This is a genomic window from Megamonas hypermegale, from assembly GCF_900187035.1.
In the GTDB taxonomy this organism is placed as follows: Bacteria; Bacillota; Negativicutes; order Selenomonadales; family Selenomonadaceae; genus Megamonas; species Megamonas hypermegale.
Genome location: NZ_LT906446.1, coordinates 1,095,818 through 1,118,739 on the forward strand (window position 1 = coordinate 1,095,818; position 22,922 = coordinate 1,118,739).

Below are 22,922 nucleotides of genomic sequence, written 5' to 3' on the forward strand. Positions count from 1 at the left end.
TATCTATATTATACTAAATATTTCATTATATATAAAAATAAAAAGGCACAGACTTAATAGCCTGTGCTTATATTTTATAACCTTATACTTTATTTAATGTAGAATTTATATCTTCACTATTCACTTTGATGTCTTTATTTTCATCTTCTTGAACAGCTTCTGTTTTTTCTACTGTATTTGCTTCATCAGCAGTTTCAGTTGCTTCTTCTTGTTTCGTATCGCAAATACCTTCAAGATTGCCTGTTTTCATAATATGCTGCAAGTCTTTTTCTTCCAAAGTTTCTTTTTCCATAAGTGCTTGAGCAATTAAATGCAATTTGTCGATATTTTCTACGATAAGACGACGACATTCTTCATAAGCTTCTTCAATATAGCGACGAACTTCTTTATCGATTTCACAAGCTATATCTTCACTGTAATTGCGCTGATTGTTAAAATCACGACCTAAGAATACCTGATGGTCTTGACCTTCACCGAAAGATATTGGACCTAAAACATCACTCATACCGTATTGAGTAATCATACTGCGAACGAGGCGAGAAGCCTGCTGAATATCATTGGAAGCACCTGTACTGATTTCTTTCAATACAACTTCTTCTGCTACACGACCACCTAACATGGTTTTAAGTCTATCTAAAAGTTCACCGCGTGTTGCATAAGAACGGTCTTCTTTTGGAAGCATCAACGTATAACCGCCAGCTCTTCCACGTGGAATTATTGTAACCTTATGCACTGGGTCTGCATTAGGCAATAAAAGTCCCACAAGAGCATGACCGCCTTCATGGTAAGCTGTAAGGCGTTTTTCTCTATCGCTGATAACTTTTGATTTACGTTCTGGACCTGCGATTACGCGTTCAATAGATTCTTCTAAAGCGTTCATAGAAATGGTTTTTTTATTGCGACGTGCTGATAAAAGAGCTGCTTCATTTACGAGGTTGCTCAAATCTGCACCTGTAAAACCTGGTGTACGGCGAGCCAATACATCTAAGTTTACATCAGCATCAACTGGTTTACCTTTTGTATGAACTTTTAATATAGCTTCACGACCGCGTACATCTGGTCTATCAACAACAATCTGTCTATCAAAACGACCTGGACGCAAGAGCGCTGGGTCTAAGATATCTGGTCTATTTGTAGCTGCGATAATGATAATACCTTCATTAGCAGCGAAACCATCCATTTCAACGAGCAATTGGTTGAGTGTCTGTTCGCGTTCATCATGACCGCCACCTAAACCTGCACCACGTTGACGACCTACGGCATCAATTTCATCGATAAATACGATACATGGAGCATTTTTCTTTGCTTGTTCAAACAAATCACGCACACGGGAAGCACCGACACCGACGAACATTTCAACGAAATCAGAACCGCTGATAGTGAAAAATGGAACGCCAGCTTCACCTGCTACAGCTTTAGCAAGTAAAGTCTTACCTGTACCTGGAGGGCCAAACAGTAAAACACCTTTTGGAATTCTTGCACCAAGGTCATTGAATTTCTTTGGATGTTTTAAGAATTCAACAACTTCTGCAAGTTCCTGTTTAGCTTCATCAGCACCAGCAACATCACTAAATGTCACTTTTACTTTACCATCGCCCATCATTTTAGCACGGCTTTTGCCAAAGCTCATTACTCGGCTACCACCGCCTTGCGATTGTTGCATAATAAAGAACCACACACCGATAAGCAATAACATCGGCAATAAAGAGGAGAATAATGTTGTCCACCATGGGGTTTCTGGTGGATTTTCTGCTTTAATATCTACACCATTTGCCTGTAAATCCTTTACGAGATTTTCATCTCCATTAGGAAAACCTGGCGTTATTGTTGTAAATTCTGTACCATCTTTTAAGGTTCCTCTGATATTGTTGTTCTGAATTACAACCTTGTCTACGTTTTTGTCATCTACTTGTTTTATAAATTCTGTGTAGTTTATTTCTTGTTTATCCGTAGTATCCATTGAAAAATGGTCTATTACTGTGATTGCAATAAGGATTATCAACAAGTAAAAACCCACATTACGTAAAAATTTATTCAATCCATTGCCTCCTCATAAGCAAATATCTATCTGCAAATTATAGTTCTTAATTATAACATATAACTGCTTTATTTAACAGTCTACCCCTCATTATTTCGTGTATACTTCTGGTTTTAAGATACCGATATAAGGAAGATTGCGATATTTGCTAGCATAATCAAGACCATAACCTACCAAAAATTCATTTGGCACGTCATATCCTACATAATCTACTTTTACATCAACTTCTCTGCGTTCTGGTTTATTTAATAATGCGCAAAGTTTAATGCTTGCTGGATGACGAGATTGTAATACTCTAAGCAAATAAGATAATGTAAGACCAGAGTCTACTATATCTTCTATTACAATTACGTGTTTTCCTTCTATGCTAAAGTCGAGGTCTTTTAAAATTTTTACTTCACCGCTGCTACTAGCACCTTTGCCATAACTGGAAGCTGCCATAAAATCAAATGCAACTGGCACATTTATAGCACGTACTAAATCAGCATAAAAAATCATTGCGCCTTTTAAAATACCAATGGCATAAATTTCTTTGCCTTCATAATCCTTATTGATTTTATCAGCAATTTTTTGCACACATTCTTTTAACTGCTCTTCTGTATAGAGTACAGATTGAATATCGTCTTGCATTGTTTTCATTTTTTTAACCACCTATTATAATTTTTTTAAACTTAAATATACTATACTTTTGCTATTTTCATCAATTGTATAATAACTATCCTGTTGAACACCTGCTATCCAAATAATACCACGCTCGTCACATACAAGTGGCACAGTATCACGCAATTTTGCGGGAATTTTTCTATCGATAAAAATATCCTTAACCTTTTTTGTGCCATTTAAACCTTTTGGCATCATCTTATCTCCTGCCAAACGATTTCGTACGTGTACAGTACCAGTTAATTTATCACCATCAATAAAACACTCATTATTTCCCTTTATCTTAAAAGGCTTATCAACTTGTTTCATTTCAATGATGCTGTTATCTGGCAAAACGATAGTACTATTCATTTCTATTTTAAAATTGTAATTACCTAATAATACGATATCTTCACAGCTTTTTTGAAAAATTAAGTTACCATAGCTTTGTTCTATCCGTAAATTATGTGGTAATTGTAAAATCGACCCAGTATGTCCATTGTATAAAAACTTATCGATTTTATCAATATGCTTAAAGCCAATATTTTCCAAATTACCTTGCATTTTTTTGATAATTAAACGATATAATGCCGATTTAAGTGCAATATGCTCTTTTTTTATCGCTTCACTTTTTAACACAATCGTATTTTTTTCTTGCTTGCAATTTTCATCATATAATTTTTGAGCGCAACAATTTATATAATCATTCTGTTCAGCAATAATTTTTGCACTATTGCAAATAGATTTTACTACATTAATATTATATCGCTCAAGCTCAGGTAAAAGTTCCAATCTAATTTTATTGCGTTCATAATCAAGACTTAAATTGGTCTCATCAAGGCGCGGTTTTAAATCGTACTGTTCGCAATATGTCTCGATTTCTCGGCGATATAAGCATAAAAAAGGTCTTATGATATCACCATTTACAGGTTTTATACCACTTAACCCTTCACTGCCAGCACCGCGAATTAAATGTTGCAAAAAAGTCTCAGCTTGGTCATTTAAATGATGTGCTGTTGCTATTTTCACTGCACCAGTTTGTTCTTTAATCTTGCGCAAAAAACGATATCGCAAAACTCTTGCTGCCGTTTCCATAGATAGTTTATTTTCTCTAGCAAATGAAGGTACCTTCAAATGTTCTAAATAAAACGGCAAATCGTATTTAATACAATACTCTTTTACATATTGAGCATCCATTAATGAACTTTCTTGTCTAATGCCATGTTCTGCATGAGCTATGATTATCTTTAAATTATATTTATTTTGCAAACGACGCATTATATCAGCAAGTGCTATAGAATCTGGCCCTCCAGAACAAGCAATAATTAAGCAATCATTTACTTTAAACAAATTATTATTTAAACAAAATTTTTCAACTTTTTCTATCATCATCGATTAAACCTTTAAAGAAAACTAACCACAAAAAGCACTCCTTAATTACTTAAAGAGTGCTTTTATTTTATTCATATTTACGAGAACCGCCACCACGGCCGCCACGTTTAGAATCCGTCTTACGACGCAAATCTGTGAGTTTTTCATCGCTATCTTTTAAAAACTTAGATAATTTATCTTCAAAAGAAACGCTATTGTTTCTACGAAAATCATTATTAAACTGTTTGCGTGGAGTCGGGCGATGATAATTTCCACTTTGTTCTGAACGAGTATTTCTTTCTTCGCTCTTCTTTTCTTGTAATTGTTTAATGGATAATCCGATTTTTCCCTGTTCATCAACGCTTAGTACTTTTACTTTCACTTTGTCTTTTTCTTTGAGAAAATCGTTTACATCTTTGACATAAACATCAGCTACTTCTGAAATATGTACCAAACCAACTTTTCCACCAGGTAATTCTACGAATGCACCAAATTTAGTAATACCAGTTACAACACCTTCTAAGATATTGCCCACTTCGATTGACATACTGTTTTTATGTCCTCCTTAAGATAAATAACTATGACTTTTATTATTATACCCTTGCATAATAATTAGTGTCAACATAAGTTTTATTATTTATTTTCATTTGAAATATACGGTACTTCTCCAGGCTTTGTCATTCCCAACTCTTCTCGAGCTACTTTTTCTATATATTCATTTTTTTCTAAGTTACTTTTTTCTGTTTTCAAACTTTCGTTTATTTTTTTAGCTTTATCTAAACGGGTCTGTGTTACAACCGTTTCTTGATGCAATTCTGTAAGATACATTTCTTGTTTTATAATAATAAAACCTAAATATCCTATTATTACTACAAAAGATAATATCACAAATCGCTCTATTATTTTTTTTATTATTGTCATTATTTTTCACCCAAAAGGATTAATCTAAACCTAGCATATCCGAAACAATATCTGCTATATTGTCAGCAGCATTGACTCGTTTCAATCGTTTAGCATTATTTTTAAGACGTGGCAAAATCGTCGTATCCGACAGAATTTCCCTAATAGCTGCGCCAAAAGTATCTTGATGCTTAATCCAAATTGCCGCACCATTTTGCGATACAAATTTGGCATTATCAGCTTCTGGTCCTGGAATTGGATTTTGCAATATCATCGGAAGTTCCATCGCCAATGCTTCACTAATTGTTAAAGCTCCTGGTTTACTAATTAAAAATGTAGAAATAGCCATGAGTTCTTGTACATTGTGTGAATATCCCCAAACAATAATCTTATGTTTAGAGTGCTGTGCATATTCATTAAGTTCTGACCACAACGATACATTTGCTCCTGTTATAACTAGAATTTGCATTTCATTTTCTAATTTTTCTAATTGAAACAAAGCATCCTTTACGCCACCTAAACCTAAACCACCACCCATGAGTAGTGCCACAGGTTTAGTCTTATCTAACTTAAATTTATTCATCAATTCATCTTTATCGTATTCTAACGAAAAACTATAGCCAATTGGAATACCTGTAGCAAAAATTTTCTGTTCTAATAAACCTTGTTTCACAAAATCTTGTTTTAAAGCTTCACTAGCTACAAAATAAATATCTATATTCTTATAAAACCAAAATTGATGAAAACAAAAATCTGTAACGACTGTAATTATAGGAATATTAATTCCACCAGTCTGCTTTAAATATGATGCTGCTGCACAAGGGAAAGGATGTGTACAAATAAGCATATCTGCTTCATACTTATCAATCAATTCTTTCATATCTTTTTTCATAGCATGCGCAAATACGGTTTGTAACATACTTCCTTTTCCTGCATCTGCTGTAAATTTATAAAAAAACTCATATACACTAGGTGTATGGTCAAGCATTTTTAAATAAATATCTTTTACCAAGCTGTTAAAATATGCCGTTTCTGTGGACATAAAATCAATTACATCTATTTTATTGGCAGGATATTTTCTCTTAATCGCCTCTGCAACAGCATTAGCAGCTTTATTGTGTCCCGACCCCATCGAAGCCGTAACAATAAGAATATTTTTTCCTGACATAATTTGGTCCTCCAGCATTTAATTTCATAATATGTATTACTCATTAATTTATTTTACATTTTATCATATTCAATTTATACTGTAAAACAAATATAATTAATACAGCTTTATATTTAATTCATCTTTTTTACTATTTATCTATATGATAGTCTGTTCTTTATAATACCATTTTTAAATAAAAAAACCATTAATTTTTTGTAAAATATTTTATTGGAGGTTTTATATGAAAAAACATTGGGAAATCTCCCCTATAGACGAGAAAAAACAACAAACCCTTGCAAAAACCTTGCATATTTCACCTATATTAGCACAAATTTTAGTACACAAAAATTTTTCACTCGAAGAAGCTACTTTATTCTTAAATTCTGAACAAATCACCTATCACAATCCTTTTTTATTAAAAGACATGGACAAAGCTTGCAAAAGACTTCAAATAGCTTTAAAAAATCAAGAAAAAATCTGTATTTATGGTGATTACGATGTCGATGGCATTTCCTCTACAGCACTTCTTGTCACTGTATTAAAAAAACTCGGTTTTATTGTCGATTATTATTTACCTGACCGCCATAGCGAAGGATATGGTTTACACATTGAATCACTTGATAAATTAATACCTAAGTATAATTTAATCATCACAGTAGATTGTGGCATTACAGCTATTGAAGAAATCGCCTATGCTAAAGATAAAATTGATATCATAATCACAGACCATCACCTACCACGTGAAAATCTACCTGACGCTTTAGCCATTGTAAATCCCAACCAGCAAAATTGTTCCTATCCTTTTAAAAGCCTTTGCGGTGTCGGCGTAGCTTTTAAATTATGTCAAGCATTATATCAAACATTAAATAAAGATAACGTCGATTTAGAACAATATCTCGATATAGTGGCACTCGGTACCGTTGCCGATATTGTTCCCCTAATTGATGAAAATCGTCGCTTCGTAAAAAAAGGCTTAACTCATATACAAAATCTTGGCATTTTGGAATTACTTCACATTTGTAATTATCAAACAGATACAATAAATACAGGTCATATCGGTTTTGGTGTTGCACCACGCTTAAATGCTGCAGGCAGACTGACTCATGCTAGTAATGCTGTAGAATTATTGCTTACAAAAGATAAACAAACAGCTATAGACAAAAGCCAATATTTAGATGAAGAAAATAAAAAACGACAAGATATCGTGGAAGATATTTTCAATCAAGCTGTTGAAAAAGTAGAAAGTTCTAATTTAGATAAAGACAATATAATTGTCGTTGTCGGTGAAAATTGGCATGAAGGCGTAATCGGAATTGCTGCTTCTCGCCTACAAGAAAAATATTATCGACCAATCATCATCATAGCTATAAATGAAGGCATTGGCAAAGCTTCTTGTCGTAGCATTGAAGGTTTCCATATAAAAAATGCTCTTGATTTTTGTGCTGATGATTTTGTAGTTTATGGTGGTCATTCCATGGCAGCTGGTTTTACTATCGAAGTGAATAAAATTCCTACATTCTTATCACATATTCACACTTATGCTAATGAAAATATATCTGAAGATATTTTGATACCTACTTGCAAAATCGAAGCCGTCGTTTATCCTCAAGATATCACACTTGATTTCATATCTGAACTTACAAAACTTGAACCTTTTGGCATGGGCAATACTAAACCACAATTTGTCTGCCAACACGTATATGTAAGTCAAGCTAAAGCTATCGGACGAGAACAAAATCATCTTCATTTTATTTTTGAATACCACAGTAACAGATACACTGCTATTGGCTGGAATATGGCTGAATATGTGGATAAAATTGCCTATAAATACATTGATATTTTATTTCAACCAGAAATAAATCACTGGAATGATAAAGATTACATTCAATTTAAAATAAATGACATTCGCCTTAGTGATAATTCACCTACATTTTTAGAAAAATATCCTAATTACGATACTGTAGGCAAAGTTTATTTGACTTTAAGAAAATTATCCATGCAAACAAAAACAGATAAATTAAATATTTCTTCTATTAATAATGGATTAAAGCAATTTTACAATATAGACATAACTGAATATGCTATAAAAACTTGTTTAAAAATCATGCAAGAAATAAATGTATTAACTATACTAGATGAAAATACTATTATTTTAAATACTATGCTACAAGGCAAAATGGATATAAATGCTTCTTTGACATTTGCTCAAAGATTTAATGTTAAAAGGCTGTAAATGACTATCATACAGCCCCTATTTAATTGACTTTAGTCTGTAAATTAAGATATAATTAGATAAGTTTTTTCATTTTTATATTGGAGGTTGATTAGTTTGAAGTATATGAGCGGTAAAGAAATCCGCAGAAAATACCTAGACTTTTTTGTAAAAAATGGACATTTAGAACTTCCTAGCGCATCTTTAATTCCAAAAGATGACCCTAGCTTACTTATGATAGGTGCCGGCATGGCTCCTTTTAAAGCTTATTTCACAGGTAAAATGAAACCACCTTGCACACGCATCACTACAAGTCAGCGTTGCGTACGTACTGGTGATATTGAAAACGTTGGTCATACAGCTCGTCATCATACCTTTTTTGAAATGCTCGGCAATTTCTCTTTTGGCGATTATTTCAAATATGATGCCATTCGCTGGGCTTGGCAGTTTTTAACTGAAGAACTCGATTTACCAAAAGATAAACTTTGGGCAACAATCTATCCTGATGATGAAGAAGCATACAAAATTTGGACTACTGAAACAGATATCAACCCAGACCATATCGTTAAACTCGATGATAACTTCTGGGAAATCGGCAGTGGCCCATGCGGTCCTGACTCTGAAATCTTCATTGACCTCGGTGAAGAACGTGGTTGCGGTTCTCCTACTTGTGGCGTTGGCTGCGATTGCGACCGTTTCCTTGAAATTTGGAACCTCGTATTCACTCAATTCGACCGCACTGAAGATGGTAAATACAATCCACTCGTTCATAAAAACATTGATACAGGCTGTGGTTTGGAACGTGTTGCTTCCGTATTACAAAATAAACCATCCAACTTTGAAACTGATTTAATGTTCCCTATCATTGAATATGCAAGCAAAGTTGCTGGTGTTGAATATGGCAAAAACAAAGAAACTGATGTTTCCTTAAAAGTTATCGCTGACCATGCTAGAAGCATTTCCTTCATGGTTATGGATGGAATTCTTCCTTCTAACGAAGGTCGTGGCTATGTACTTCGTCGTCTTTTACGTCGTGCTGTTCGCCATGCTCGCACACTCGGCATTCAAGAAAAATTCCTTGCTGGTGCTGTAGATGTCGTTGCTGAAATTTACAGCGGTGTTTATGATGAACTCACAAATCGCAAAGATTATATCAAAAAAGTTATCACTCTTGAAGAAGAACGCTTTGCTACTACATTAAATCAAGGTATGGAACTTTTAAATGCTGAAATCGAAAGCTTAAAAGCTGAAAACAAAACTGTACTTGATGGTGAAGTTGGCTTCAAATTATATGATACTTACGGTTTCCCTTGGGAACTCACTGATGAAATCTTACACGAAAACAATATGACACTTGACAAAGATTCCTTTGATAAAGCAATGGAACAACAACGTACTCGTGCTCGTAATGCTCGTGGCGAAAATAAACGCATGGATATTCCTGATTTACGTGACAGCAATATCGGCGAACTTAAAATCGATGAAAATGCTCGTCAAGCAAAAATCGTTTGCATTTGGAAAAACGCTCAAATCACAGATGCTCTTAAAGATGGCGATGAAGCTGGCGTTATCTTAGATGTTACTCCATTTTATGCTGAAGGTGGCGGACAAGAAGGCGATATCGGTAGCTTAAAATCTGATATGGGTAGTGCTACAGTAATTGATACTAAAAAATTACCAGATGGCACAGTATACAATATCGTTCATGTAACAGAAGGTAGCCTTCATACTGGCGATGCTGTAGAAATCACTGTTGATATGACAAATAAACTCGCTTCTGCTCGTAACCATACAGCTACACATCTTTTACAGGCAGCCTTAAAACGCGTTGTTGGCGACCATATCAATCAGGCTGGTTCTTTTGTTAACGCTGACCACTTACGTTTTGACTTCTCTAGCTTTGAACCAATCACTGACGAACAATTAGCTGAAGTTGAAGCTATGGTTAATGCTGAAATCTTAACTGGTCAAGATGTAAACATTTCCTTCATGAAACAAGATGAAGCTAAAGAAATGGGCGCTATGGCTTTATTCGGTGAAAAATATGGTGATATCGTTCGCGTTGTAACTGTTCCTGGTTTCAGTATGGAACTTTGCGGTGGTAGCCATGTTAAAAACGTTGGCCAAATTGGCATGTTCAAAATTGTCAGTGAAACAGGCGTAGCTGCTGGTGTAAGACGTATTGAAGCTTTAACTGGTAAAGCTGCTATTGATTACATGAACAATAAAGCAAAACTCTTATCTGAAGCTGTTTCAACACTTAAAACAAATGAAACAAATCTTTTAGATAAAATCAACACTGTTCTCACTGAAAATAAAGAAATGAAACAAGAACTCACTAAAGTTCAAGCAGCTCGCGCTAAAGCTGATTCTCAAAAACTCTTAATGGGTCTTGAAGAATACAATGGCGTAAATGTAATCGTTGGTAAAGTTCAAGCTGCTACTATGGATGAATTGCGTAATTCTGCTGACCTCATTTGCAGTAAATACGAAAAAGCTGGCGTTGTTGTTTTAGGCGCTGTTATCGGCGATAAAGTAAACTTTGTTGTAAAAGCCAATAAAGACGCTGTAGCTCGTGGCATTCATGCTGGTAAAATCGTTAAAGAAGTTGCTCAAGTTGCAGGTGGTAACGGTGGCGGTCGTCCTGATATGGCTCAAGCTGGTGCTAAACAGGCAGAAAAATTACCAGAAGCATTCGATAAAGCTCATCAAATTATCCAAGCTCAAATTAAATAATTTTCTTTACTAATACCGATTTTTTAGATTTTAAGGAGGCATTTGCCTCCTTTTATTTTAATAGTATTTTTGCCTTATAATATTTTGGCTGTCTTTAGATTAAAACTTTTGATATAATTAGGATATGTAGTTAAAACATTCTAACAACTTTTAACTACTTTAAATAAATATTATGTAGAGGTGATTATGATGTCCAATATTAAAGATGAAACTGTAATGTTTAATTTTGGCGCAGATGACGATAAAGCAGCAAAAGCACTCTGCCTTTCTTGCCGTGCTATGCTCGAAAAAGGTTATAGTCCTATAAACCAACTCGTCGGTTATTTATTATCCGATGACCCAGCTTATATTACCAGCAATAGAAACGCTAGAAATGAAATTCGTCGCCTCGGACGTGATGAACTCTTAGAAGAACTCGTACGTTTCTATTTAGAAAACAATGAAAATATCAAGAAGGGAACAGAATAATTCATGCGCATTATGTCCCTTGATGTAGGCGACCGCACTGTAGGCATAGCTGTAAGTGATGAACTTTTATTTACAGCACAAGGTGTTGAAACAATCCGTCGCAAATCTTATAAAAACGATTTAGGACGAATTAAAGAACTTTGTCGCCAATTCGAAACCACAAAATTTGTAGTTGGATTGCCTAAAAATATGAATGGCACCATGGGTGAACGCTGTGAAATTGTAAAACAATTCGCTACAAAATTAAAAGAAGATATACCTGAAGCAGAAATAATCTTCTGGGATGAACGCTTATCCACAGTGGCAGCTGACCGCTATTTATTAGAAGCTGATATCAGCCGTGCAAAACGCAAAAAAGTAATTGATAAAATGGCAGCCGTATTCATTCTGCAAGGATATCTTGACAGTTTAAAATAATTGGAGAGATTTTATATATATGACTAGAATTGACAGACGTGAAGCTGACCAAATGCGTCGTTTTAAAATAACAAAATATTTTCAGAAGTATCCTGCTGGTTCCGTATTGATTGAAACTGGTAATACTAAAGTTATTTGTGCCGCTAGTATTCAAGATGGTGTCCCACCATTTTTGCGTGGCAATGGCATAGGCTGGCTCAACGCTGAATATTCACTTTTACCTTCATCTACACTTACTCGTTCTCAACGTGAAGCAACTCGAGGTCGTCAAAATGGTAGAACACAAGAAATTCAGCGTTTAATCGGACGTTGTCTTCGCAGTGTTATGGATTTTAAAGCGCTTGGCGAACGAACTATCACTATTGACTGTGATGTAATTCAAGCTGATGGTGGTACTCGTACAGCTTCTATTACAGGAGCATTTGTGGCACTTGCACTTGCTCTTGATACTATTTATGACCCTAAGAAACCTTTTCCTTTAAAAGATTTCCTAGCTGCTGTAAGCGTTGGTTTATCAAAAGAAAATAAACCTATTTTAGATTTATGTTATGATGAAGATTCTACTGCTGTTGCTGATATGAATATCGTAATGACTGGCAATGGTGAATTTGTTGAAATCCAAGGAACAGGTGAAAAACATCCTTTTACCCATAAACAATTTTCTCAAATGCTTAGTTTTGCTGAAAAAGGTATTGATGAATTGATTTCTTATCAAAAAGATATTTTAGGTAATGATTTAGTTTGGAAAATAGGAAGGATTCCTTAATACTAATGAAAAAAATTATTGTTGCAACTAAAAATCAAGGCAAAATCAAAGAAATGATAACTGCCTTTAAAAACTTAGATGTAGAACTCCACTCTTTAAGCGAATTTGGCAATTTACCAGATGCTATAGAAGATGGTTCAACCTTTGCTGAAAATGCTTTGAAAAAAGCTTCATTTTATGCCAAACAAACAAATTGTGCTTGCCTTGCTGACGATTCTGGTTTAGAGATAGATGTACTCGGCGGCGCACCTGGCATTTATTCCGCTCGTTTTGCAGGCTACCATGCAGATGATAGTGCTAATAATAAAAAAATGGTAGAAGAACTCGCGAAAAAAAATGTTTCATCTTCTCCTGCCCATTATGTTTGTGCTTTGGCATTCGTCGATACTGATGGTTCATCTCTTTCTTGTGAAGGTAGATGTTCCGGCATAATTCGCAATTTTGCTTGCGGTGAAGGTGGTTTTGGCTATGACCCATATTTTTATTTACCTAACCTCGACAAAACTATGGCTGAAATTACCCTTACAGAAAAAAATGCCATCAGTCATCGCGGTTTAGCACTTAAAAATATGGAAAATATATTACGAGGCTATTTAAAATGAAAATAGGAATAATGAGCGACAGTCATTATAATTTAGATGCTATTGATAATGCTATCTGTTTAGCTGATGATGTAGACTGTTGGCTTCATGCTGGCGACAGTATTGAAGATAGTAAATATCTTGAAAAAGTATCAGGCAAAAAGGTATACGGTGTTATCGGCAATGTTGATTGGACTTATGAAAAACCTAACGATCTTCTTCTAAAATTAGCTGATATAAATATTTTCTTGACACACGGTCACACTTACAACGTGAAAACTTCTTTAGAAGAATTAAGTGATATGGCTCGTTGCGTTAATGCTCATTTAATTGTATATGGACACAGTCATATCGGTGCACAAAAAACAATTGATAATAGATTATTCATAAATCCTGGTAGCATTTCTGAACCACGTGATGGACTTTTACCTTCATTTATGATTGCCACTATAAAAAATAAAAAAATAGATATCCAACGGATATTTATAAAATAAAAAATTTTTATAGTAGATATATTTTCTTATAATAATCTTCTATTTCTATTTATCATCTTTATGATTTAATTAAAATAAAGTTTTGCTGGTTTTTATCTATAAATAAATTTTATTTATAAAAATGAATGCGCTTCAACTTTAATAATATTAAGGCTTTACGGCTTTTTTAATTGTTGAAACACATTTAAAAATATGCTAAAATTTTCTTTACACAAGGATATTTTTATTCCTTAAAATGTAACGACAATCTATTATATACTGAATGATATTTTTCTATCATTCAGTATATAATATTAATAAATGAGATATAAACCTTCTCTTTGCGAATACATTATATCAATACATAACAATTATAATATGTATTAAATATATCAAATTTTGCTAAATTTTATCCTAAATATCGTAAAAACTATGATTTATTCTAATTTTTACGTATGAGGAATTATTACTAATGAAATAATTTCATTTTTTATATAAACGATATTATTTCATTAGATAAGAATAAGTTTTTTACTTATTCAAAGACAATACAAACACAATTATAAATAAAAAGTGTTCAATATTGCCTTAACCGTCAAATTCATGAACGGGGATTGCCTATAATACTTAGGAAGTTTAATATACACAATTAAACAATGAATAAATTTATCTATTGGAGGGGTTATGGTGCGTACAATCCAAGCAGAAACAATTACCCAAGAAGTAGCGCAGATGTGTAAAGAAGCTGCCTACTATTTACCAGGAGACGTTTTCGCCGCATTAGAAAGAGGCAGACTTAGTGAACAGTCTCCAGTTGGCCGAGACGTACTCGACCAAATCATTCAGAATGCCAAAATCGCTAAAGCAGAAGATAGACCAATCTGCCAAGATACAGGCATGACTATCGTGTTCGTCGAATTAGGTCAAGACGTTCATATCGAAGGTGGCAACTTAAATGATGCTATTAATGCTGGTGTAGCAAAAGGCTATACTGAAGGATACCTTCGTAAATCCGTTGTTGAAGAACCACTTTTCAACCGCAAAAATACTGGAAATAACACTCCTGCTGTTATTTATACTGAAGTTGTTCCTGGTGATAAACTTACAATTCAAGTTGAACCAAAAGGCTTCGGTAGCGAAAATAAATCAGGCCTTAAAATGCTTGTACCTGCTGATGGTGTAAAAGGCGTTAAAAAAGCTGTTATGGAAATTATTCTCCATGCAAGCTGCAACCCTTGCCCACCTATGGTTGTAGGTATCGGTATCGGTGGTACTATGGACCGTGCTGCTGTAATGTCTAAAAAAGCATTACTTCGTCCAACAAACGTTCGCAATCCACATCCTGAATATGCAAAATTAGAAGAAGAACTTTTAGAAATGATTAATCAGACAGGCATTGGCCCACAGCTCGGTGGTACTACAAGCGCTCTTGCTGTAAATATTGAATGGGGCCCAACTCATATTGCTGGCCTTCCTGTTGCAGTAACTATTTGCTGCCATGCATGCCGTCATTCTAAACGTGTATTATAATTATTCGGGAGGTATATTTAAATGGCTGAAAAAATTCGCATTACCACACCTTTAACTGAAGAACAATCTCGCAAATTAAAAGTAGGCGATAGCGTTCTTATCAGCGGCGTCATTTACAGTGCACGTGATGCTGCTCATAAAGTTATGACAGAAGCTCTCGCTCGCGGAGAAAAACTTCCTATTGATTGGCATAACCAAATCGTTTATTACCTTGGACCGACTCCTGCTAAACCTGGTAATCCGATTGGTTCTTGCGGTCCTACTACATCTGGTCGTATGGACGCTTACACTCCTACAATGCTCGAACAGGGAATTAAAGGTATGATTGGTAAAGGTTCCCGCGATAAAGCAGTTGTTGACTCCATGAAGAAAAATGGCGTTACTTATTTCGCTGCTGTTGGCGGTGCTGCTGCCCTCATTTCCAAATGTGTAAAAAAATATGAAGTAATTGCTTATCCTGAACTCGGACCTGAAGCACTTGCTGCTCTTACGGTTGAAGATTTCCCAGCTATCGTTGTTATTGATTCTGAAGGAAATAATTTCTACGAAATCGGTCAAGCACCATATCGCAAATTTGATATGGACCAAATTAAATAATTAAACAAAATCCTGAGCTCCTTTTTTTTGGAGAGGGGCTCAGTTTATTTTGTCAACCGTGAGACACCCGGGGATTGCTATTTTTATTTTAAAAATTTAAATAGAAGCTTTTTGGCATGTCATAAGTGTGTAAATTTTCCCTATGAAAATTAAAATGTACAGGAGGTTCAAGGATGATTCACACAACATTTTACATTCGCAGACTTCATTCTCTCTGCGGTATCGTTCCTGTAGGTTTATTCTTACTCGAACATATCTTAACAAACTCAATGGTATTGGGTGGCCCTGCTCCATTCAATGCAGCAGTTGAGCGATTAGCAGCTATTCCACACGAAATTATGCTTCCTATGGAAATCTGCTTCATTTTAGTACCATTCCTTTTCCATGGTCTTTATGGTATCTACATTTTAATGCAAGCTAAAAACAATCCAAGAAGCTATGGCTTCGCTCGCAACTGGAACTTCTTCTTCCAGAGAATAACTGCAATTCTTATTTTCCTTTTCTTGATTTGGCATGTTGTTTATCTCCGCATTATGGTAAAAGGTGGCGGCACTCCAATTTCCTATGAATTATTACAGGCTTACTTCTCTAATCCTGTAATTTGGGCTGCTTACACAATTGGCATGATTGCAGCAATTTTCCACTTCTTCAATGGTCTTACTACATTTACAATGACTTGGGGTATTGCTAAAGGTCCTCGCATTCAGACTTTCTTCTCCCGCTTATTCATGCTTGTATTTGTAGTATTATCCCTTTTAACTATTGCTTTCATGAGCATGTATTGGTTTTAATGTATAATTTTAGATATAAGGAGAGACTCACGTGAAATCTACCAAAAAAATCATCGTTGTCGGCGGCGGTTTGTCCGGTCTTATGGCTACGATTAAAATTTGCGAAGCTGGCGGTATTGTAGATTTATTCTCTTATTGCCCAGTAAAACGTTCTCACTCCCTCTGCGCACAGGGTGGTATTAACGCTTGCATGGACTCCAAAGGTGAACATGACACTATTTGGGACCATATCGACGATACAATCTATGGTGGCGACTTCTTAGCTGACCAATTAGCTGTAAAAGGCATGTGCGAAAACGCTCCAAAACTTATCAAAATGTTTGACCGCATGGGCGTTCCTTTCACTCGTACTCCAGAAGGTAACCTTGACCTTCGTAACTTCGGTGGTGCAAAACATAAACGTACTTGCTTCGCTGGTGCTACTACTGGTCAACAGCTTCTTTACGCTCTTGATGAACAAGTTCGTAAACTTGAAGTAAAAGGTAAAGTTAAAAAATACGAATTCTGGGAATTCGTTCATATCATCAGAAATAAACAAGGCGTTTGCCGTGGTATCACAGCTCAGAACATGAACTCCATGGAAATCGTAGCATTCCCTGCTGACGCTGTAATCCTCGCAACTGGTGGCCCTGGTGTTATCTATGGTAAATGCACAGCTTCCACTATCTGCAATGGTTCCGCTGTTTCCGATGTTTACCAAGAAGGTGCTTACCTCGGTAACGTTGAATTCATTCAGATTCACCCAACAGCTATTCCAGGCGAAGACAAAAACCGCTTAATGTCTGAAGCTGCTCGTGGTGAAGGTGGTCGTGTATGGACTTATAAAGACGGCAAACCTTGGTACTTCCTCGAAGAAAAATATCCAGCTTACGGTAACCTCGTACCTCGTGATATTGCAGCTCGTGAAATTTACAAAGTTTGCGTTCATATGGGCCTCGGCATCAACGGTGAAAACCGCGTATACCTCGACCTTTCCCATATCGATGCTGATTACTTAAATCGTAAACTTGCTGGTATCATGGAAATCTATGAAGAATTCGTAGGCGATGACCCACGTAAAGTTCCTATGCAGATTTTCCCTTCTATCCACTATTCCATGGGTGGTATTTGGGTTGACCGCAAACATAAAACTAATATTCCTGGTCTTTTTGCTTCCGGCGAATGTGACTATCAGTACCACGGTGCTAACCGTCTTGGTGCAAACTCCCTTCTTTCTGCAGCTCATTCTGGTACAATTTCTGGTCCAGAAGCTCTTCGCTGGGCAAATGGCGATACTGTTTGGGATATTGAAGGCAAAGTTCTTGCTGAAGACAATGGTGACCCATTAACTGAAGAAGAACTCGCAGCTGCTAAACAGAAAACAGTTGACGAATTCGAAAAAATCATGAGCATGGATGGCGATGTAAACGCTCATATGCTTCATAAAGAATTATCCGATTTAATGCTTCGTTATTGCTTCGTTGAACGTATTAACAAAAACCTTGCTTATTGCTACGAAGAAATCAAAAAAGTATTGAAAAAATGGGATCATATCGGTCTTACAGATAAAGGTCGTTGGGCTAACCAAGAAGCAATGTTTGTACGTCAGCTCCGTAACATGATCATCTATGCTATGGCTATTTGTAAAGCAGCTCTCATGCGTAATGAAAGCCGTGGTGCTCATTACAAAGAAGAATACCCTAACCGTGATGACGAACATTTCTTAAAGACAACTCTCGTTAAAATAGACCCAGAAACTTGTGAACCACAAATCACTTATATTGATTTTGATCACTCCTTAGTTAAACCTCGTCCACGTCGTTATGATATCGCTAAAGGAGGCAAAAAATAATGGCAGATACTCAGAAAACTGTTCATCTCATCATTGAACGTCAGGACAGTCCTACTAGCAAACCATATACTGAAGAATTTGAAATTCCTTATCGTCCAGCACTTAACGTTGTTGCAGCTTTAATGGAAATCCAGAAAAACCCTGTAACAAAAGACGGTAAAAAAACTACTCCTGTAGTTTGGGAATGCAACTGCTTGGAAAAAGTTTGCGGTGCCTGCATGATGGTTATCAATGGCCGTGCTCGTCAGGCTTGTGCTGCTCTTATCGATAAACTCCCACAGCCAATTCGTATCGCTCCAGCTCGTACTTTCCCTGTAATCCGTGACCTCTTAATCGACCGTAGCGTTATGTTTGAAAGCCTCAAACGTATCCAAGGTTGGATTAATGTTGATGGTAGCTGGGAAAACCGTGAAGCTCCTATTCAGAACCCATATACAGCTGCTACTGCATATGAAATTTCTCACTGCATGACTTGCGGCTGCTGCTTAGAAGCTTGCCCTAACGTTGGTCCACAATCCGACTTCATCGGACCTGCTCCAACTGTACAGGCTTATCTTTTCAACCTTCATCCATTTGGTAAATTCGACAAAGAAAAACGTCTCAATGCTCTTATGGAAAAAGGCGGTATCACTAGCTGCGGTAACAGCCAGAACTGTGTAGAAGTTTGTCCAAAACACATCAAATTAACTACTTATCTCGCTCAGTTAAACCGTGATGTAAATAAACAAGCTCTCAGAAATATCTTCGATAAATAATCAAAGATTACAAAAAGCTATCTCTCTTCATCGAGGGATAGCTTTTTTTATTTTTAATATACAGTTTTAAATCTTAAATAAATGCTTGATTTAAATCATCAATGATATCTTTTATATTTTCAATGCCAATTGATAATCGTATTGTATTAGGTTTAATGCCTGATGATAATAACTCATCTTCTGTCATCTGTGAATGTGTCGTCGTCGCTGGGTGAATGACCAGTGATTTAGCATCTGCTACATTTGCCAATAGCGAGAATAATTGCAGTCTATCAATAAATGCTTGTGCATCTTTAGCATCGCCTTCAATTTCGAAAGTAAAAATTGAACCGCCACCATTTGGCAAATATTTTTTATATAAATCATGGTCAAATCTACTTTCTATAGCTGGATGATTTACTGCTTTTACCTTAGGATGATTTTGCAAAAATTCTACTACTTTTAAAGCATTTTCTACATGACGCTCTACGCGAAGTGACAAAGTTTCAAGTCCTTGTAATAATAAAAACGCATTAAATGGTGAAATACATGCGCCTAAATCACGTAAAAGTATAGCTCTAACCTTCGTTATAAAAGCTAAATTTCCAACAGCTTTATAAAAAGATATGCCATGATAACTAGGATTTGGCTCTACAAGCGATTTAAATTTTCCACTTTCTTCCCAATTAAATTTACCGCTATCAACTATTATTCCACCTAAACTCGTTCCATGTCCGCCAATAAATTTAGTAGCAGAATGTATGACGATATCCGCACCGTATTCAATAGGACGAATTAAATACGGCGTTGCAAAAGTATTATCAACGACTGCTGGTATTTTATAACGATGAGCTAATTCAGCAATTGCTTCAATATCAGCTACATCGCTGTTTGGATTTCCTAAAGTTTCAAAATATAAGCATTTAGTATTATCTTTAATAGCTTTTTCTACTTCTTGTAAATCATGAATATCTACAAAAGTCGTCGTTATTCCAAAATCTGGCAAAGTATGCTCTAATAAATTATATGTACCACCATATAAAGTCTTTGAAGCGACAATATGGTCGCCAACTTTGGCAAGTGCTTGCAAAGTATAAGCAATTGCCGCTGCTCCTGAAGCGAGTGCTAAAGCTCCTGCGCCACCTTCTAGTGCTGCCATGCGTTTTTCAAAAACTTCTTGCGTTGAATTTGTAAGCCTTCCATATATATTGCCACCTTCTTTTAGTGCAAATCTATCTGCTGCTGACTCACAATTATCAAATACGTATGAAGTCGTTTGATAAATCGGTACAGCTCTTGAATTAGTAGCTATATCAGCACTCTCTTGTCCTATGTGTAATTGTTTAGTTTCAAAGCTCCATTTACTTATATCCAAAACTTTTCCCATAATATTTCTCCCTTTTATTATTTAAAATATAATTTTAATATGAATTATTGATAATAATATTCGCCATTTTAAACATCAGCAGTATAATATATCGAAAATCGTTAAATATAATCAATATATTATACCGCTAATCTTATTTATTAAAGCAAATATTATTCTTCAAATAATTTTGTTGATAAATATCTTTCACCTGTGTCAGGTAAAAGCACTACGATATTTTTACCTGCATTTTCTGGTCGTTTTGCCAACTGTGTTGCAGCCCAAAGCGCAGCTCCTGAAGAAATACCTGTGAGCAAACCTTCTGTTTTTGTAAGCTGTTTACTCGTTGGATATGTCACCTCATTTGGCACGGCAATCACTTCATCATAAACAGTAGTATCTAATGTATCAGGTATAAAACCAGCACCAATACCTTGAATTTCATGCGCTCCTGCTTTGCCTGTAGTTATTACGGCTGATGTAGCAGGTTCAACACCTACAACTTTAATATCAGGATTTTGTTCTTTCAAATACTTACCTGTTCCACTAATAGTGCCACCTGTACCAATACCAGCAACGAAAATATCTACCTTGCCATCAGTATCGTTCCAAATTTCTGGACCCGTTGTATCATAATGAGCTTTGCGGTTAACTAAATTAGTGAACTGACCTGGTATAAAGCTATTTTGTATTTCTTTTGCCAATTCTTCAGCTTTATCAATAGCACCTTTCATGCCTTTAGCACCTTCAGTGAGCACGAGTTCTGCACCGTAAATCTGCATCAATTTGCGTCGTTCAACACTCATAGTTTCTGGCATCGTTATGATGATTTTATAACCCTTTGAAGCTGCTACTGCACAAAGTCCAATACCTGTATTGCCACTTGTCGGTTCAATAATAACTGAGTCTGGTTTTAAAAGACCTTTTGCTTCAGCGTCTTCAATCATAGCTTTAGCAATTCTATCTTTAGCACTTCCAGCAGGATTAAAGTATTCTAATTTTACTAAAATATTTGCCTTTAAATCATTGGCTTTCATATAATTACTGACTTGAACAAGCGGTGTATTTCCCACGAGTTCCATAAAATTTTTATATACTTTCATTCTCTTCGCCTCTTTAGTTAACATTTTTACAATCATAGCAAATAAGTATGGATTAATTATATATTACCTTTATCTATATGTCAACAAAGTATTTCATAAAAAATCTAGCACAATCAATCATTGTACTAGATTTTTACTATAATCTCACGATTACATTAATTCTATTTTAAATTTACTGCCTGGTTTTAAATATTTAAGCAAAATCATATCACTATCCAATATTTTACCGATAATGTTAACAGCTTTATATTGCTTTTGCTCTTTTAATATTATCTGCAATTCTCCCATATAGCGACCACTATTTATATTATCCATAGTAATCATGCCCACATCACGATTTGATATATACTCAGGATAAATCTTCTCATTTTTGCAAAGTAAGCGACTTTCCTGTGTTCTAATAGCCATAAAAGCAGCATCTTGACGTGTTGTAAATACATTTTTCGCCAATAAATCTTTTATAAATTGATTTTGCGTCAAACATTTTGCCCTTATCGTCACATAATCTTTTGTTAACGCTGATAAAGTTTTCATCTCTTCTTTTGTCGGTAAACTATCGCCGATAAATACAGAGTCTACTTTTAACAATGATAAATGATTTATTGCCATGCTTAAAGGTTTATAGCGATGTACTTCTAATGTTGGCAAACCTTTTTTCAGTGGTGAGCGCGCTTTATTATAACTAGGTACAAATGCTGCTGTTTGTACGCCATACATATGCAGTAATTCATTTTTCTTCAATAAAAAGGTTTCATCAAGCCCAGTTCCTTCGCGCGGGTAAAAATTGTGCAGTGCATCAATACAATTAAAATCTGTATGGTAAAACTTCAATTCATCTAAAAACTCTTTTGTCAATGTAGAAGCATTAAACTGTATTTTTATCAACTTACTCAATGCGGCAATATCTTTTTCACTATAACCAAAGTCTAAACGAATGGTACTTATTCCCATTTCTTGCAATTTATCTATATCCAATTTATCCAAATTCAATAAAGATAAAGTATTCGGTGAAACATCAGATATAACTTCCATGCCGTATTGAACAGCCGTTTTTAATACAATCTGTAATTGTGCTTGCAATAAATTTACATTCGTTTCAGGAATGTGCAATGAAGTAAAAATACGCTTAATGCCGTATTTATGTGCTGTTTTTATCAACTGTAGATTTTCTTCAATTGTATTATCTAACCCTAAATAAATAGAAATGCCGTTTTCCATG

Annotated in this window: 21 protein-coding genes; 12 read left to right on the forward strand and 9 right to left on the reverse strand. The window is 35.3% G+C overall.

Features of this window, described 5'->3' with window-relative positions:
* Positions 1-82 precede the first annotated feature (82 nt).
* The 6 genes from ftsH to CKV65_RS05225 form a co-directional block, all read right to left on the reverse strand.
* Positions 83-2,038 (reverse strand): ATP-dependent zinc metalloprotease FtsH, encoded by a 1,956-nt coding sequence (ftsH, locus tag CKV65_RS05200; protein ID WP_036254499.1) that lies wholly within the window; start codon positions 2,036-2,038, stop codon positions 83-85.
* Between the two features lie 90 nt (positions 2,039-2,128).
* A complete protein-coding gene (gene hpt / locus CKV65_RS05205; protein ID WP_036254497.1) occupies positions 2,129-2,677 on the reverse strand; it encodes a hypoxanthine phosphoribosyltransferase in 549 nt (182 codons plus the stop codon).
* 15 nt (positions 2,678-2,692) lie between these two features.
* Complete coding sequence (tilS, locus tag CKV65_RS05210; RefSeq protein WP_051177587.1) at positions 2,693-4,069, reverse strand: tRNA lysidine(34) synthetase TilS; 1,377 nt, start codon at positions 4,067-4,069, stop codon at positions 2,693-2,695.
* Positions 4,070-4,136: 67 nt separating this feature from the next.
* Entirely contained in the window at positions 4,137-4,595 is a 459-nt protein-coding gene (locus CKV65_RS05215; RefSeq protein WP_027889811.1) for a S1 domain-containing RNA-binding protein, read from the reverse strand.
* Positions 4,596-4,681: 86 nt separating this feature from the next.
* Positions 4,682-4,969 (reverse strand): FtsB family cell division protein, encoded by a 288-nt coding sequence (locus tag CKV65_RS05220; RefSeq protein ID WP_143746722.1) that lies wholly within the window; start codon positions 4,967-4,969, stop codon positions 4,682-4,684.
* Positions 4,970-4,988: 19 nt separating this feature from the next.
* Complete coding sequence (locus CKV65_RS05225; protein ID WP_027889809.1) at positions 4,989-6,116, reverse strand: MGDG synthase family glycosyltransferase; 1,128 nt, start codon at positions 6,114-6,116, stop codon at positions 4,989-4,991.
* Between the two features lie 223 nt (positions 6,117-6,339).
* Here CKV65_RS05225 and recJ point away from each other — a divergent pair, with 223 nt between their 5' ends.
* The 12 genes from recJ (at position 6,340) to sdhB (ending at position 19,255) form a co-directional block, all read left to right on the forward strand.
* A complete protein-coding gene (gene recJ / locus CKV65_RS05230; protein ID WP_027889808.1) occupies positions 6,340-8,331 on the forward strand; it encodes a single-stranded-DNA-specific exonuclease RecJ in 1,992 nt (663 codons plus the stop codon).
* A 96-nt stretch (positions 8,332-8,427) separates the two neighbouring features.
* Positions 8,428-11,046 (forward strand): alanine--tRNA ligase, encoded by a 2,619-nt coding sequence (gene alaS, locus CKV65_RS05235; protein ID WP_027889807.1) that lies wholly within the window; start codon positions 8,428-8,430, stop codon positions 11,044-11,046.
* A gap of 189 nt (positions 11,047-11,235) precedes the next feature.
* A complete protein-coding gene (locus CKV65_RS05240) occupies positions 11,236-11,514 on the forward strand; it encodes an IreB family regulatory phosphoprotein (protein ID WP_027889806.1) in 279 nt (92 codons plus the stop codon).
* 3 nt (positions 11,515-11,517) lie between these two features.
* A complete protein-coding gene (gene ruvX, locus CKV65_RS05245; RefSeq protein WP_027889805.1) occupies positions 11,518-11,931 on the forward strand; it encodes a Holliday junction resolvase RuvX in 414 nt (137 codons plus the stop codon).
* Between the two features lie 19 nt (positions 11,932-11,950).
* Positions 11,951-12,697, forward strand: a complete 747-nt coding sequence (gene rph, locus CKV65_RS05250) for a ribonuclease PH (protein ID WP_027889804.1) — start codon at positions 11,951-11,953, stop codon at positions 12,695-12,697.
* A gap of 5 nt (positions 12,698-12,702) precedes the next feature.
* Complete coding sequence (locus CKV65_RS05255; protein WP_027889803.1) at positions 12,703-13,299, forward strand: XTP/dITP diphosphatase; 597 nt, start codon at positions 12,703-12,705, stop codon at positions 13,297-13,299.
* Positions 13,296-13,772, forward strand: a complete 477-nt coding sequence (locus CKV65_RS05260) for a metallophosphoesterase family protein (protein ID WP_027889802.1) — start codon at positions 13,296-13,298, stop codon at positions 13,770-13,772. Before CKV65_RS05255 ends, CKV65_RS05260 begins: the two co-directional genes overlap by 4 nt.
* 663 nt (positions 13,773-14,435) lie before the next feature.
* Positions 14,436-15,281: a fumarate hydratase gene (locus tag CKV65_RS05265; RefSeq protein WP_239478358.1), complete on the forward strand. Its 846-nt coding sequence runs from the start codon at positions 14,436-14,438 to the stop codon at positions 15,279-15,281.
* Positions 15,282-15,302: 21 nt separating this feature from the next.
* Positions 15,303-15,878 (forward strand): Fe-S-containing hydro-lyase, encoded by a 576-nt coding sequence (locus tag CKV65_RS05270; RefSeq protein ID WP_027889800.1) that lies wholly within the window; start codon positions 15,303-15,305, stop codon positions 15,876-15,878.
* Between the two features lie 173 nt (positions 15,879-16,051).
* Positions 16,052-16,669 carry a succinate dehydrogenase/fumarate reductase transmembrane subunit gene (locus tag CKV65_RS05275; RefSeq protein WP_027889799.1) on the forward strand — a complete coding sequence of 206 codons (618 nt, stop codon included), beginning with the start codon at positions 16,052-16,054 and terminating at the stop codon, positions 16,667-16,669.
* A gap of 82 nt (positions 16,670-16,751) precedes the next feature.
* Positions 16,752-18,500, forward strand: a complete 1,749-nt coding sequence (sdhA, locus tag CKV65_RS05280; protein ID WP_051177590.1) for a succinate dehydrogenase flavoprotein subunit — start codon at positions 16,752-16,754, stop codon at positions 18,498-18,500.
* The gene (gene sdhB, locus CKV65_RS05285; RefSeq protein WP_027889797.1) at positions 18,500-19,255 is read left to right on the forward strand and encodes a succinate dehydrogenase iron-sulfur subunit; all 756 of its coding nucleotides are present in this window, start codon (positions 18,500-18,502) and stop codon (positions 19,253-19,255) included. Before sdhA ends, sdhB begins: the two co-directional genes overlap by 1 nt.
* A 73-nt stretch (positions 19,256-19,328) precedes the next feature.
* Here sdhB and CKV65_RS05290 read toward each other — a convergent pair whose 3' ends face one another.
* The 3 genes from CKV65_RS05290 to CKV65_RS05300 form a co-directional block, all read right to left on the reverse strand.
* Positions 19,329-20,621, reverse strand: coding sequence for an O-acetylhomoserine aminocarboxypropyltransferase/cysteine synthase family protein (locus tag CKV65_RS05290; RefSeq protein WP_027889796.1), 1,293 nt, complete (start codon positions 20,619-20,621; stop codon positions 19,329-19,331).
* A 152-nt stretch (positions 20,622-20,773) separates the two neighbouring features.
* On the reverse strand, positions 20,774-21,703 hold the full coding sequence (gene cysK, locus CKV65_RS05295; RefSeq protein ID WP_027889795.1) for a cysteine synthase A: 930 nt from the start codon (positions 21,701-21,703) through the stop codon (positions 20,774-20,776).
* 150 nt (positions 21,704-21,853) lie between these two features.
* Positions 21,854-22,921 carry a DUF871 domain-containing protein gene (locus tag CKV65_RS05300; protein ID WP_027889794.1) on the reverse strand — a complete coding sequence of 356 codons (1,068 nt, stop codon included), beginning with the start codon at positions 22,919-22,921 and terminating at the stop codon, positions 21,854-21,856.
* Position 22,922: the final 1 nt, after the last annotated feature.

Excerpts from the sequence above, each read along its gene's own strand:
- hpt (WP_036254497.1), bottom strand. The coding sequence starts at position 2,677 with ATGAAAACAATGCAAGACGATATTCAATCTGTACTCTATACAGAAGAG.
- tilS (WP_051177587.1), bottom strand. The coding sequence starts at position 4,069 with ATGATGATAGAAAAAGTTGAAAAATTTTGTTTAAATAATAATTTGTTT.
- CKV65_RS05215 (WP_027889811.1), bottom strand. The coding sequence starts at position 4,595 with ATGTCAATCGAAGTGGGCAATATCTTAGAAGGTGTTGTAACTGGTATT.
- CKV65_RS05220 (WP_143746722.1), bottom strand. The coding sequence starts at position 4,969 with ATGACAATAATAAAAAAAATAATAGAGCGATTTGTGATATTATCTTTT.
- CKV65_RS05225 (WP_027889809.1), bottom strand. The coding sequence starts at position 6,116 with ATGTCAGGAAAAAATATTCTTATTGTTACGGCTTCGATGGGGTCGGGA.
- recJ (WP_027889808.1), top strand. The coding sequence starts at position 6,340 with ATGAAAAAACATTGGGAAATCTCCCCTATAGACGAGAAAAAACAACAA.
- CKV65_RS05240 (WP_027889806.1), top strand. The coding sequence starts at position 11,236 with ATGTCCAATATTAAAGATGAAACTGTAATGTTTAATTTTGGCGCAGAT.
- ruvX (WP_027889805.1), top strand. The coding sequence starts at position 11,518 with ATGCGCATTATGTCCCTTGATGTAGGCGACCGCACTGTAGGCATAGCT.
- rph (WP_027889804.1), top strand. The coding sequence starts at position 11,951 with ATGACTAGAATTGACAGACGTGAAGCTGACCAAATGCGTCGTTTTAAA.
- CKV65_RS05255 (WP_027889803.1), top strand. The coding sequence starts at position 12,703 with ATGAAAAAAATTATTGTTGCAACTAAAAATCAAGGCAAAATCAAAGAA.
- CKV65_RS05260 (WP_027889802.1), top strand. The coding sequence starts at position 13,296 with ATGAAAATAGGAATAATGAGCGACAGTCATTATAATTTAGATGCTATT.
- CKV65_RS05265 (WP_239478358.1), top strand. The coding sequence starts at position 14,436 with ATGGTGCGTACAATCCAAGCAGAAACAATTACCCAAGAAGTAGCGCAG.
- CKV65_RS05270 (WP_027889800.1), top strand. The coding sequence starts at position 15,303 with ATGGCTGAAAAAATTCGCATTACCACACCTTTAACTGAAGAACAATCT.
- CKV65_RS05275 (WP_027889799.1), top strand. The coding sequence starts at position 16,052 with ATGATTCACACAACATTTTACATTCGCAGACTTCATTCTCTCTGCGGT.
- sdhA (WP_051177590.1), top strand. The coding sequence starts at position 16,752 with ATGGCTACGATTAAAATTTGCGAAGCTGGCGGTATTGTAGATTTATTC.
- sdhB (WP_027889797.1), top strand. The coding sequence starts at position 18,500 with ATGGCAGATACTCAGAAAACTGTTCATCTCATCATTGAACGTCAGGAC.
- CKV65_RS05290 (WP_027889796.1), bottom strand. The coding sequence starts at position 20,621 with ATGGGAAAAGTTTTGGATATAAGTAAATGGAGCTTTGAAACTAAACAA.
- cysK (WP_027889795.1), bottom strand. The coding sequence starts at position 21,703 with ATGAAAGTATATAAAAATTTTATGGAACTCGTGGGAAATACACCGCTT.
- CKV65_RS05300 (WP_027889794.1), bottom strand. The coding sequence starts at position 22,921 with ATGGAAAACGGCATTTCTATTTATTTAGGGTTAGATAATACAATTGAA.